We start from the raw sequence: 12,349 nt of genomic DNA, 5'->3' as shown, positions 1-12,349 counted from the left end.
GGTGTGGTCTTCTCTATGGATAGCTGCACAGAAAGGACTATCCGCTGATCGACTCAGCTTGATAGTGCCCTTGCGACCTTCCTTCCACTCAGCAGAAATCAAATCATGATCCTCTTTGGTAGTAACGTTCACTTCCAAGCACCCAACGCCCATTATCGCATAGAGCAGCTCTACCGAATGAATCCCATACCAATAATAATAGGATTGTGTTGGCTCCACAGCCAACGGACCGCTAATAGCTGCGCTCTTAATGGGCCCTGCATTGACGCTCCCCAAATCTCCAACAACGTGCTCCGCATATCGCAGGGCAGAACTGCTCATAATAGCCACCTTGTACTGTTTGGCTACACGGAACATTTCGAGAGCATCCTCTGAACTTAGTACTAATGGTTTATCAATAAATACAGGCTTACCGTAAGGAGCGATTCTCCTAAATTGATCGAGATGTACACGGCCATCTGCTGATGTAAGCAATATCGCATCACAGCTTGTTGCAATCTCTTCAGGAGTGTCCGTTCTATGTACCCCAAACTCCTCCTCTAGCTTTGCCATAAAACCTTCAACTCGATCAGCACTAAGCGAGAAATCATGAGAGCCGCCAGGAAATGCGGCAACCACACGCCCACCCGGTACATGATTGACATCAGTAGGATCGTTTAGCAGCTTCGTAAAAGCAACAGAATGGGAGGTGTCGGTACCAATTATGCCAATATTCAATAGTTGCACGATGACTAGCTCCTTTCCAAACGCAGATTAACAGATTAGGTGTCCGATAATCTCTGTAGAGCAATAGCTGCAAGCAATGAAGCGCCCAGTGGGATACAGTCTTCATTTAATTCATATTTGGGATGATGAAGCCCGTACGCTTCGCTAGCATTGACTGCAGGACCAGATCCCAGCCAGAAAAAGCAGCCTGGCGTATGTTTCAAATACACAGAAAAGTCCTCGCCCGCCAATGTCGGCTCAGCAATGACTCTCCGTTCTGCTCCAATCGTATCATCAATCGCACGTTCTACATACCCGACGCACTCATCATGATTAACCAATACCGGAGTTTGCACGATATAGCTGAGTGTCGCCTTACATCGGTAACCCTCGGCAATTTGCTTAACGATTCTCTCTATTCTTTCGGGCATTTGTTCCTGCACCTTCGCATTAAATGTACGAATCGTCCCCGTCATTTCCGCATAGTGGGGAATAACATTGTTCGCCTCTCCCGATTTAATGCTGCCAATAGTCACGACCACAGGATCAAATGGAGAAACTTCTCTACTGACAATGTTCTGCAGTGCCATAACGATTGCTGAAGCGCATACAACTGGATCTATACTTTGGTTTGGAATCGCTCCATGCCCGCCTTTGCCTTCCAGATGAATTTCAATGCGGTCCACTGAGCCCATTAATGAACCATAGCGAGTAGCAGCCATTCCAGCTGGCAAAGTCGGAAGATTGTGCAAACCATAAATCTCATCTACACCATCCAAAGCACCTTGCTCAATCATCGCCTTTGCTCCTGCATTAATTTCCTCTGCCGATTGAAAAAGGAACCTCACAGTCCCCTTAATTTGCTGTTTAACTAACAGCTTCGCCGCGCCTAGCAAAATGGCCGTATGTGCATCATGCCCGCAAGCATGCATAATACCGGGTCGAACTGATACAAAATCTACATTCGACTCTTCTTGAATCGGGAGGGCATCCATATCAGCTCTAAGCGCAATGACTGGCCCTGACTGTTCCCCCTTCAGATCAGCAACAATACCGAACCCGCCTACTTCGGTTCGCAGCACTAGTCCAAGCTGTCGCAGTTGCTGAACGACCTTGGAAGCCGTCTCTGATTCTTGAAAGCTCAGCTCTGGGAATCGGTGCAAATCTCTGCGAAAGGCAACCAGTTCAGGTTCGAGCTGCTTGGCCAATTGAACTAATGTCGACAAGATCATAATTAACGCTCCTTTTTCCCATATAGCTCTTTCATAATTTTTTTGCCAGTAGGTGTCTGAGCAAGTCCACCCTTAGCTGTTTCCCTATGCTTCTCTGGCATGGCACTTCCTACCTCAAGCATAACACCGATTACTTCATCCGATGGAATGACACTCCTAACGCCAGCTAGCGCCATATCTGAAGCTGCCATTGCCGTAACTGCACCAAATCCGTTTCTTACGATGCAAGGAATTTCTACTAGTCCGCCAACCGGATCACAAATAAGGCCCAGCGAATTTTTTAGCGCCAGCCCCACCGCATGTACAGCCTGCTCTGGTGTACCACCGCGCAGCTCAACCAATGCTCCTGCCGCCATGCCAATCGCTGAACCAACCTCGGCCTGGCACCCGCCCTCGGCACCCGACACGAACGAGTTGTTTGCAATGACGTAGCCGATTGCTCCTGCACAGAAAAGACCATTAACCATATGCTCATCTTTCCAGTCGAATCTCTCCTGCGAACTAACGAAAACACCCGGAATGATGCCACAGGAGCCTGCAGTTGGGGTAGCAATAATGCGTCCCATGGAAGCATTAACCTCTGAGACGGCTAAAGCATAAGCCATTGCTGTACATGCCTCGGTTCCTAAGGAAGCTGTGCCGTTTTGCAAGTAAGATTGAACACGCTTCGCATCTCCACCCGTTAAGCCGCTGCGAGATTTAGAGTCATCCTCTATCCCTTTGCGAACTGCTTCCTTCATCACTTCATAATAAGTGGACATTTGCTCAAATACTTGTTCAGCAGTTTTTCCCGTTTCCGCCGCCTGCTCCGTAATCATAAGCTGGGCAATTGTGACCGATTCCTCTACACATAGCTGTGTCAATTGCTTCAAGTTAGAGAACCTCATGACATCCCCTCCTCAGCAGTAAGATTGATAACGCAAACTCTGTGCACATTGGGCAGTGCGGTAATTTGATCGATAAATTCAGAAGCTAATCCCTCATCACTTTCAATAACAGTTAGAGCATCACCACTTCGTGACTTTCGATCAACCTCCATGTAACCGATGTTGGCATTGGCATGCCTTAGGATATCCGTCATTTCAGCGATAATTCCCGAACGATCAGCGTGAAAAATTAATAAAGTGGGATAGGTCGCCGTAAATTTAACATCAAAATCATCAATACCTACAACTTCAATATTGCCTCCGCCTATGGAACAGCCAGTAACAGTAACCGTCTGCTCTCCCCGCTTAAGAATTAAGGTTGCTGTATTCGGATGTACGCCAGCCTTCTGAGCAGTACGAAATTGTACCTCTAATCCAGCAGCCTCGCTTCTAGCGAAGGCCTCCTTGATTCGCATATCATCCGTATCATAATTAAGTAATCCGGCAATAATCGCAAGATCGGTGCCGTGACCGCGATATGTTGTAGCAAATGACCCATAGAAAATAATTTCTGCATGCTCCGGCAAACCACCAAGCACATGCCTAGCCGTTCTACCAAGTCGAACGGCACCGGCAGTGTGAGAGCTAGAAGGACCCACCATACTCGGACCGATTATAGAAAACACATCCTTAAATCGCATGTTTGAGCCCCTCTCTATTAGTTATCTCCCAGCCACTCCTTGAGATGCGCAGTGACGAAATCATCATCATGCAGATGTGGATAGTCCCGATATACACGATCAATCTCCTCCGATTGTCCTGGAGATAGTGTTTCATTTGGATTCAAGCACCAAATGCCTTGCAGCAGCCCTTGACGACGCAGCACCTCATGAATTCCAGGAATACAGCCTTCAAAATGATGCGCCGGATCAAAAAATGCAGYATTTGAATCCGTCACTTGCACGTTCCTTGTCAACCAATTCTTAGAAATTTGATAGTCATTTCGAATAGTCTTAATTTCCTCAAGCAGTGTAACGGCTTTTTCAGTCCAAACGGCCCAGTGACCGAGCAATCCTCCGACGATCGCCTTCTCTACCGTTTCTCCAGCAACTTCAAAGCGGTAAGTAGTCAATAGATCATTAACGATGTTATCATCATTGCCCGTATATAAAGCAATTTCATCGCGTCTGCTCGAATTGCAAACGGCACGCACTACATCTATCGTTTGATAACGATTAAATGGTGCCATTTTGATAGCGACTACATTCGGAATTTCGGCAAATTGACACCAGAAGTCAAAGCTGAATATTTGACCGCCTACAGATGGCTGCAAGTAAAAGCCGATAACAGGCATTATAGCTGCAACCAGCTTCGTTCTATCCAGAATCTCTTGCTCACTCCAACCTTTAAGACCGCCCATACTTAGCAACGCCGCATCGTATCCAAGCGATAGAGCAATTCGAGTTTCGTTTACTGCCTGTTCATTAGGACCGCAAATTCCTGCCACCTTTATAAATGGGCGCTGTAGATTCGCTTTGGCAATTTCTTCTGCTGCCATTCGGAGCACAGTCTCATAGAGATTGTAAGGCTCATCGCGAATTTCAAATTGCGTAGAATGGACACCAATCGCAATGCCTCCTGCTCCGGATGCGGCATAGTAACGAGTTAAAGCACGTTGATGCCGTTCATCCAGCTTACGATTCTCATCCAGGGCGAGCGGATGAGCCGGTATGACAAGTCCTTCATGCAGCGCTTTAAGCAATTCAGGAGAAAGAGTTGTTGTCGCTGTCATTAGTATTTCCCCTTTCTTTCTTGGAAATGAGTCGGTTTATTCCAAGTTGCTCCGCCTGCTTGAATCCACTCTGCTAACCAGTCAATCATTTGAAGCAATGACACAGATGGATAGCCAAAGCGTTGATGCGATTTAGACGCATTATTCAGAAGCGCAATCTCCGATTCCGTACCTTCCAAAATGACTTCCTTGCCAAGTCGCTTCGCGAACTCCTCAGCAGCCCAACGAATGGACATCGTTTCCGGCCCTGTAATATTCATAACGCTTGGCGGATTCGTACACTCAGTCAAGCAGCGAAGTGCCATTGTATTGGCATCGCCCTGCCAAATCACGTTAGCATGACCCATTGATATATTGATCGAACGTTGTTCATTAACCGATTTCGCAATTTCCAACAGTACGCCATAACGCATATCAATTGCATAATTCAGACGATAGAACAACATCGGTGTACCATTTTTATGGGAATGATATTCAAAAATACGTTCGCGACCTAGCGTTGATTGTGCGTATTCACCAATAGGCTCAGGCGATACCGATTCATTTGCACCACCGCTGCCAATAGGCATGAACGGATAAATATTTCCTGACGAGAACACGACAATTCGGGAGTCTTTGTATTTCTCGGCAACTCTGCCTGGCAAATACGTATTCATCCCCCAAGTAAAATGTTCTCTGCCTGTTGTCCCGAATTTATTACCTGCCATATATAAAATATTATCTGCATGAGGCAGTTGTTTGAGTTCATCATCATTCAATAGGTCACAGGAAATCGTCTCGACTCCCGCATCCTCCAGCTCGCGTCTCGCTTCTTCGTTTGAAAAGCGTGATACGCCGATAACACGCTTATTCAATCCGCCCTCACGAATTGCGTTTTTTGCCAATCTAGCTAGGCTTGGACCCATCTTTCCGCCTACACCAAGAATCAGAATATCGCCGTTTACTCGTGCTAAATCCTTGATAAGCGCCTCAGATGGCTCCGCTAATTTCGCTTCTAATTGTTCCATGGTTTTCATTGTGAGTTTCCCCTCTCTTGGTATGGATCTAACTCCATAATACCGACAGAGGTTATATAAAGACAAATCTTTAAATTGTCTTTAAATAGCGAAACAAATAACTACATCATCGTTTTATCCTTCAAGAAAGAAAACCGATAGATTTGCCGCGGCCTCCCCTTAGGAACCTTCTCCATGCCTGAAATGTCTACGAGCCCATTATCGATCCAGAGCAAAAGTAAACGATGAGCGGTTCTCACTGTAACTTCTAGTAAGGATGCAAGCTCATGCACCTTATATTCGTATTTCCCATATTTCGCTGTATAAGAAAGCAGCTTACTTAAATAAGCACTTGTCATACCTGCGTCCTCGGCTCTCTTGATGAGCCCCGCATGCGTTGGCGATAGCACCGTTTGCATAGGGTCTGCCATTTCAAGCGGACCGATTAATGTTTGGTCCTCACGAACGATGAAGCACGTATTACCGCCCGCTTCCTTCGATTTGTGAAGCGCCGCTCTTGCGTTCGTTCCCGCTTCATTGGCTGACGTTCCGAATCCGACACCAAAGCTCAAGGAAATCCCAAAAGAAAGGTTCGCATCCTTTGCAAGCGGAATTGTTTTGTAGCCGCCCGTTTCCCGCTCAAAGATACCTCTTGTCGTAAAAAACAAATATTCATCTCCACCAAGCGCTGTCAAATAACCATCTAGAGATTCAACATATCCAAGCACCATCCGATGAATATCGAGTTTAAGCTTTTGCACCTCATGCTCATTATTCCGTTTCATAACCAGCTTACCGAAGTCGTCGACCTTAATCATACCAACAACAATTTGAGATTCTTTAATGCGACGCGATTCTGTTGATAATAGAGCTCGTTCTAACGTCACGACCATATCCTGATCTGAGGGGATAAGCCATTCATTAGCAGCATGAATGTCAGATAGACGCTCCGAAACAGACTTCAAGCCGGTAATAGCGAATGAGCAGGCTGATGTATTTAGAAGATTTTGATGAAATGCAAACAGCTTGTCTGAAGAGGCATGTGCAGGACCGGCATACACGACAACCTTGGTCTGCTCGATCCCAAGATCCTTAAGAGCGTTCATAACCATTGATTTCGTAAGCGTATCTATCGAAATCCCACCGCTAAGATTACCCGTCTGCAAAGCGTGAAACAACGTTTTGTATAAGCCAGCTCCTGTAAGGGGAACGTAATGTACAGGCACGGTTATATGCACGTTTTCTTTGACCTTACGATGCGATTGCGCACCAAAAAGAAGAAGCGCCTCTACTTCCAGCATCAGTGATTCAACTACGGATGGTGTTTCTTCTTCGTCATTCACAATACGTACTATTGGTGAGAAAGTCGGGAAGGCCTTAATAACCTTAAGCAGCTTATCAACGACGTATTGCGTCCCGACTATACCGATCTTGATCTGCATACTATTTCAACATTCCTTTATATACACCTGGTTTCGAATCTTCAATAATCGTAGCATTAGCCGTTTTTGCATAAAATTCAGTCGGGCCAGCTCCACCGATAACAGCGTAACCATAACCATCTAAACGCATCAAATACATAGTATACAAAAACAACATTTTCCCAATACCCTTGCCGCGTTCACTCTCATCCACACCTGTAGGTCCGAAGAAGCCCTTGGTTGTAGCATCATAACAAGCGAACCCTAACAGCTTGTTGTTTTCTGTCGCGATAATACAAGTATTAGGAGATTTCGAGAAAGCGACCTCGCATTCACTTACCCAAGCTGGACTAAAATGCTCACCCACCCATTTGGCTACTACATGCTTCTCGGGAGCGATTGCGCGTCTAATGGTAACTCCCGTACGGGCTTCATATTGTCTTACTGATTCAAATTCTGGTAAATCATATAGTTTAACTAACATATCTGGCATCATCATAACCCCTTTTCGCTTTTTTCGTTTTATTATACGTTTTCATTTGGCTACCAGCAACATTTATCCAACAGCCGCATGTTAAGCAGATATATTTGCCTATGTGAAATGAAGCCTTAGTATTCCCCTTCCCACTCCTGCATAAATCGTTCGACATACTCCTTCATATATTGATGCCGAACTTCGGCGATCCGTTTAGCCGATGGCGTATTAATATCATCTTTTAGCTTCAATAGCTTCTCATAAAAATGATTAATGGCCGTACTTTTTCCATGCCGATACTCCTCGGGCGTCATCGAATCACGCGGCTTTATTTGCGGATCGTAGATAGGATGACCTTTCCAGCCAGCATATAAAAATGCTCTAGCAATTGAAATGGCGCCTATTGCATCTAATCGGTCTGCATCTTGCACTACTTCTCCTTCCAGTGTGCGCATTCGAGGATTTGTACCCGCATTATAGGACATCGTAGAGATGATCTCCATAATATGCTGTTGATCCTCTTCTTGAAAAGCTTGAGACTTCAGCCATTCGCTTACTTTGTAAAGTCCAGCTTCTTTCGAATCATTCAATTTCTCGTCCGCGACATCATGTAACAAAGCAGCAACGACACAAATGAAACGATCGGCTCCTTCGTCGTAAGCCAACTTCTCCGCCATTTTTACGACACGGTGTATATGCCACCAATCGTGACCTGTTTTATCATTTTCAAGCTCTGATCGTGCAAATCGTTCCGCGTTCTCTATCAGCTTCTCCTTCTCCTTCTCCTGATCATTCTCGTTTTTCTCAAGTTCCAGCAAACTAATACATCCCTTCTACCATGCAATAATAAACAATTATAACCAATGTTTCTCGCCTCTTCTATCCTGTATTCCTATAACATAAGGGTACATATTCAAGCAAGACTGAAAGGGTGAGCACCGCTTGATCCATATACCTGCTGCACATACTATTTTCAACAAGGACAATCTATTTCATATTATGGCCAGTCTGTACGACGTCGGCACACCAATTAACAGCCGATTTATAGAGAACGGCTTGAACGATACMTACTCCGTTAAAACGGAAAAGGGACGCTTTATTTTGCGTATATATAAATACAATTGGCGAACAGAAGAGGATATCCGGTTTGAACTTGACCTATTATTACACTTGCATGACGCTGGCATTCCGGTTTCGCACCCTATCCCACGAAAAGACGGTGAACGGCTGACAGAGCTTGATGCTCCAGAAGGTAAACGTTACGCTSTCATGTTCACTTATGCTAATGGAAAAGCAAAGCTCGACGTACCTACAAGTCGAATATATGGTCAATCAATTGCACTTTTACATCATGCGTTAGATTGTTATGTTCCCATACATGATAGGTTTGAGCTGAATACCTCTCATTTGCTAGAAGAACCACTTCAGCATATAGCTCCATTTTTGCAGCATCGTCCAGTGGATTTGCAATTTGTTCAGGAAACAGTAAGTCTGTTACAAAAGCGAATCGATGCATTTCCGAAAGAAGCTCTTGATTGGGGCGTTTGCCACGGTGATTTGCATGGCTGGAACGTCTTTCATGCGGATGACGGGAGCCTCACTCATTTTGACTTTGACTGCGGCGGTATGGGATGGCGCTCTTATGATTTGTCTGTATTTCTATGGGACCAAGTTCACGGCAAAACGGAACCAGACAGCTTCAAAAATGAATGCTGGGACGCTTTTCTAGATGCCTATGTGACCGAACGTCACTTAAGTGAAGCCGACCTTGCCATGATTCCTATATTCGTAGCAGCGAGACAGCTCTGGCTGATGGGTTTACATACGCAAAATAGCGCCATTTGGGGTGCTTGGCAAAATGATGGCTATTTTGACGGAAAGCTTGCGTTTCTCAGGGCATGGCTTGCTGCGCATCCGATCTAAGCCTTCTGGTAGGTAACGCTTTAAACCTGCGATACCTACCACCGAAGGTACTTTTCCATTTGCCTATGGAATCTCACTTTTCACATTCCTTCACTTTGTGACAACTAGTTCTCCGTGGGATTCATAACTCTCCCAAGAAACGCTATAGCTCCTGTCGCACGATCTGCGATTGCGAAGAAGAAAGGTCGGTCAGCTATAAGTTCAAAAGGGCTCTTTGGTGGTTCTGCACTGCCAGCCTTAAAAACAGAAGTGACAGCCGCTGCTTTTGACCCTGTCTCATTGACCTCAATGAACGATTTCTGCATCATATCACTTATGTAGAGGCCTGTACCGTTCTTAGTCATTGCTGAGAAATCCGCTGTTTCTGGACTAAAAGAATGCTTAACACCAAGTGCCTTCAATCCATCCGTTAAACTCTTCTGATCCTTTATAGTGAACCGAGGTAAACCAACTACAGACTTTCCTTCGGTAAAACCATCTCTCCAAAAGCTCTCGTCTGTTAGGAGCTCCCCTTCCACCTCTGAGAGAGCTATACCTTCACTCGGAAGAACGACAATCATACCCCAGTTTCCATCTCCATATGGTAGACGAACTGCCTTGTAACTTTCATTCTCCTTGTATGATAATAACTCGTTCTGTTTCATCATCTTCACATTTATTTCAGATCCATCTGCAAGATAAAACGGTGCATCATAAGTAGCTGATTTTTTGAAAGCTACACTCCAGTTTCCATTGAAATAAATTGCATTCATAAGAACCATTACGCTAGATTTCAGCATACTCGGGTCAACCATTTGGTCGATTAGACCATCCGTTTTCTTCTTCACCCATCTGTTAATCTGGTTTGAAGCACCTGGGTCTTCAAAATCCAGCTCGCTAACCTCAGCCTCGTAAAATAACTTCATCTGTTTAGAATAATCATCTAGCAGCTGAGTTCCTTCTCTAGTCCACAGTGCATTTGCGATATTAACTTCTACATCCTTATCTCCATGCTCCAGTAAGTCACGTAAAACGTTATTCCCCTCATTCAGCGTGGCAAGCGACTGCCCCTCAGTACCAATGAGATTTAGCAATTCATCTCTAGTTGTTCCTTCAGCTCCATTTACGACGAGGGATAGAGCGAATGTCATGCTCAGCGGAGATACAAACATGTTTTTGTCACCAGATACCGTAAGTAGTTGCTTCGTTATACGCAAAGCAAAATCATTATATGCACTCACCTGTGCAACATTTATATCCGTCACCTCGTAGCTGGAGGTTTCCTTTGCTTCATTACAGCCTATCATGACCAATAGCATAACCGCAGTCATGGCCGCTATTGAAGATTTAAGTATTCTTTTGAACCGCATCATCCATCCTCCACTCATTACCTGATATGGATAATAACGAAAATTAAAGACGCTGTGTTGCAATGGTTGTCTCACACTTCAATTTGACCCAAAATCGGTTAGCAGACCTTTATATAGCTAAAAATGCAAAGTCAAAAAGCTGTAAGCATCATTTGTGTGCTTACAGCCATTTTTGGAGCTGGATTTTGGACATTAAGCTTAGTTTTCGTGCTTACAGCACGCCATTTCTCTTGTAAATCGTAAAACATTGAGCTGTAAGCATCATTTGTGTGCTTACAGCCATTTTTCGAGCTAGTTTTTAGACTGTAAGCTTGGTTTTTGTGCTTATAGACTATTCTAAATTAGTCTTTAAACGCTTAGCTTGGTTTCCGAACATATGGGTACTTTGGGAACAGGTCATACTTTTTGTTGTTTACCATTCCTTCACCAATCTGTATCATTTGCGCTCCCCTGTGTGTTTGTGACTCATACTCTTAAGTAATCTAATATAAGTGACTATTATGGTCTGTTAGATAGGTGGTCGTGGGTCGTGCTGTCGTGCTGTGTTTTGTGCTTGTTTCAGTCGTGGGTCGTGCCGTATTTAGTTCAGTCGTGGGTCGTGCGGTTGTGCCGAGTTGTATCGTGTTTCGTGCTTAGTTCGGTCGTGTGTAGTCTATTATACAGCGAATGACTAATCTTAGGCTCTTACTACTTGCCCATTGAAAAGCCATCAAACAAACGTCCACCATGCGGTTCTAACACTTTATCAACTAACTCAATGACTTTCTCTTTGTCACCTAATTTATAGAATAGACGGAACGCTTCAACAAACACTGTTGCGAACTGTTCATCGTATTGTTTTAAGGCGCGTACAATCCACTTCGAATCACCAATCCAATGTCCGTTTACTCGCAATACAAATTCATGAAGAAGTTCCGCCAAGGAATTTGCTATAAATAGCGCTTCTCCCTCGCTAGAAGAGCCTATAAAATCATCAAGCGCATCGGTAACAAAATACCGCTTCAGCGTTATCGTTTCTATCGACCATTTCTCAGGCCCTCTCTCCAATAACTCCTTAGCCTCTGCCTTGACCCCATCTATAACTCCTGTATCCTGTAAAACGATACCTTCAAGTACCATTCTTGGCAGTGAAGGTCTCGCTCTTTCGCAATCACTTTTAAAATAGTCCTTGTATGAAGTTAAATTATGTACAAAAGTCTCTATCGCCCAATCAAACACAACAAAGGACTCTCTATAAGCCACATCTAAATGCTCCATAAAAATGACAATATCCAAATCAGAGGTTTCCGTCGCTTCTCCTCTTACAACACTTCCAGCTAATAATGCGCCCCGGCAATTCGGAAAATGTAGCTCAATAAACTGTTTAGCTGCATCTAATGGCTGCAATCTATTCTTCCTATCCATGAACCACACGCCCCTGTTTAATTTTATTAAAATCTATTTGAACACAAACGTTCACTCCTAATCTGTCTCAACCTAAAATTCATCATTTGACAGAAAGTGAGATCAGCCCACTATCACTTTACTTTACTCTACTCTACTCTACTCTACCTTGCTCCACTGCGCTGCGCTGTGATGTGTTTTACTGTAC

Annotated in this window: 12 protein-coding genes; 1 reads left to right on the top strand and 11 read right to left on the bottom strand. The window is 44.5% G+C overall.

Annotated elements, in window-relative coordinates:
* The 9 genes from AC1DWN_RS17610 to AC1DWN_RS17570 all read right to left on the bottom strand — a co-directional run.
* Positions 1-726, bottom strand: a 726-nt coding sequence (locus AC1DWN_RS17610) for a Gfo/Idh/MocA family protein (protein WP_477560209.1), incomplete at its 3' end; no start/stop codon positions are given.
* 35 nt (positions 727-761) lie between these two features.
* Complete coding sequence (locus tag AC1DWN_RS17605; protein WP_477560208.1) at positions 762-1,937, bottom strand: M20 metallopeptidase family protein; 1,176 nt, start codon at positions 1,935-1,937, stop codon at positions 762-764.
* A gap of 2 nt (positions 1,938-1,939) precedes the next feature.
* Positions 1,940-2,824 carry an L-serine ammonia-lyase, iron-sulfur-dependent, subunit alpha gene (sdaAA, locus tag AC1DWN_RS17600; protein WP_477560207.1) on the bottom strand — a complete coding sequence of 295 codons (885 nt, stop codon included), beginning with the start codon at positions 2,822-2,824 and terminating at the stop codon, positions 1,940-1,942.
* A complete protein-coding gene (gene sdaAB, locus AC1DWN_RS17595; protein ID WP_477560206.1) occupies positions 2,821-3,504 on the bottom strand; it encodes an L-serine ammonia-lyase, iron-sulfur-dependent subunit beta in 684 nt (227 codons plus the stop codon). Before sdaAB ends, sdaAA begins: the two co-directional genes overlap by 4 nt.
* Before the next feature lie 17 nt (positions 3,505-3,521).
* Positions 3,522-4,595, bottom strand: coding sequence for a dihydrodipicolinate synthase family protein (locus AC1DWN_RS17590; RefSeq protein WP_477560205.1), 1,074 nt, complete (start codon positions 4,593-4,595; stop codon positions 3,522-3,524).
* The gene (locus AC1DWN_RS17585) at positions 4,595-5,611 is read right to left on the bottom strand and encodes an NAD-dependent epimerase/dehydratase family protein (RefSeq protein ID WP_477560204.1); all 1,017 of its coding nucleotides are present in this window, start codon (positions 5,609-5,611) and stop codon (positions 4,595-4,597) included. Before AC1DWN_RS17585 ends, AC1DWN_RS17590 begins: the two co-directional genes overlap by 1 nt.
* A 101-nt stretch (positions 5,612-5,712) precedes the next feature.
* Positions 5,713-7,032: a hypothetical protein gene (locus AC1DWN_RS17580; protein WP_477560203.1), complete on the bottom strand. Its 1,320-nt coding sequence runs from the start codon at positions 7,030-7,032 to the stop codon at positions 5,713-5,715.
* Between the two features lies 1 nt (position 7,033).
* The gene (locus AC1DWN_RS17575) at positions 7,034-7,510 is read right to left on the bottom strand and encodes a GNAT family N-acetyltransferase (protein ID WP_477560202.1); all 477 of its coding nucleotides are present in this window, start codon (positions 7,508-7,510) and stop codon (positions 7,034-7,036) included.
* 110 nt (positions 7,511-7,620) lie between these two features.
* Positions 7,621-8,301, bottom strand: coding sequence for an HD domain-containing protein (locus AC1DWN_RS17570; RefSeq protein WP_477560210.1), 681 nt, complete (start codon positions 8,299-8,301; stop codon positions 7,621-7,623).
* Positions 8,302-8,428: 127 nt separating this feature from the next.
* On the opposite strand from AC1DWN_RS17570, the gene AC1DWN_RS17565 reads away from it, so the two are divergent.
* Positions 8,429-9,409 (top strand): phosphotransferase, encoded by a 981-nt coding sequence (locus AC1DWN_RS17565; protein WP_477560201.1) that lies wholly within the window; start codon positions 8,429-8,431, stop codon positions 9,407-9,409.
* A 104-nt stretch (positions 9,410-9,513) separates the two neighbouring features.
* On the opposite strand, the gene AC1DWN_RS17560 is transcribed toward AC1DWN_RS17565, so the two are convergent.
* Together AC1DWN_RS17560 and AC1DWN_RS17555 are read right to left on the bottom strand one after the other, a co-directional pair.
* A complete protein-coding gene (locus tag AC1DWN_RS17560) occupies positions 9,514-10,761 on the bottom strand; it encodes a serpin family protein (RefSeq protein ID WP_477560200.1) in 1,248 nt (415 codons plus the stop codon).
* A gap of 684 nt (positions 10,762-11,445) precedes the next feature.
* Positions 11,446-12,162 (bottom strand): nucleotidyltransferase domain-containing protein, encoded by a 717-nt coding sequence (locus AC1DWN_RS17555; RefSeq protein ID WP_477560199.1) that lies wholly within the window; start codon positions 12,160-12,162, stop codon positions 11,446-11,448.
* Positions 12,163-12,349: the final 187 nt, after the last annotated feature.

This window comes from Paenibacillus sp. P4_A7, from assembly GCF_056402455.1.
Note: the sequence above shows the minus strand (reverse complement) of the source record. Positions and strands in the feature narration are given on the sequence as shown.

Coding starts and splice junctions, on each gene's coding strand:
- AC1DWN_RS17585 (WP_477560204.1), bottom strand. CDS start 5,611: ATGAAAACCATGGAACAATTAGAAGCGAAATTAGCGGAGCCATCTGAG.
- AC1DWN_RS17580 (WP_477560203.1), bottom strand. CDS start 7,032: ATGCAGATCAAGATCGGTATAGTCGGGACGCAATACGTCGTTGATAAG.
- AC1DWN_RS17555 (WP_477560199.1), bottom strand. CDS start 12,162: ATGGATAGGAAGAATAGATTGCAGCCATTAGATGCAGCTAAACAGTTT.
- sdaAB (WP_477560206.1), bottom strand. CDS start 3,504: ATGCGATTTAAGGATGTGTTTTCTATAATCGGTCCGAGTATGGTGGGT.
- AC1DWN_RS17560 (WP_477560200.1), bottom strand. CDS start 10,761: ATGATGCGGTTCAAAAGAATACTTAAATCTTCAATAGCGGCCATGACT.
- AC1DWN_RS17605 (WP_477560208.1), bottom strand. CDS start 1,937: ATGATCTTGTCGACATTAGTTCAATTGGCCAAGCAGCTCGAACCTGAA.
- AC1DWN_RS17575 (WP_477560202.1), bottom strand. CDS start 7,510: ATGATGATGCCAGATATGTTAGTTAAACTATATGATTTACCAGAATTT.
- sdaAA (WP_477560207.1), bottom strand. CDS start 2,824: ATGAGGTTCTCTAACTTGAAGCAATTGACACAGCTATGTGTAGAGGAA.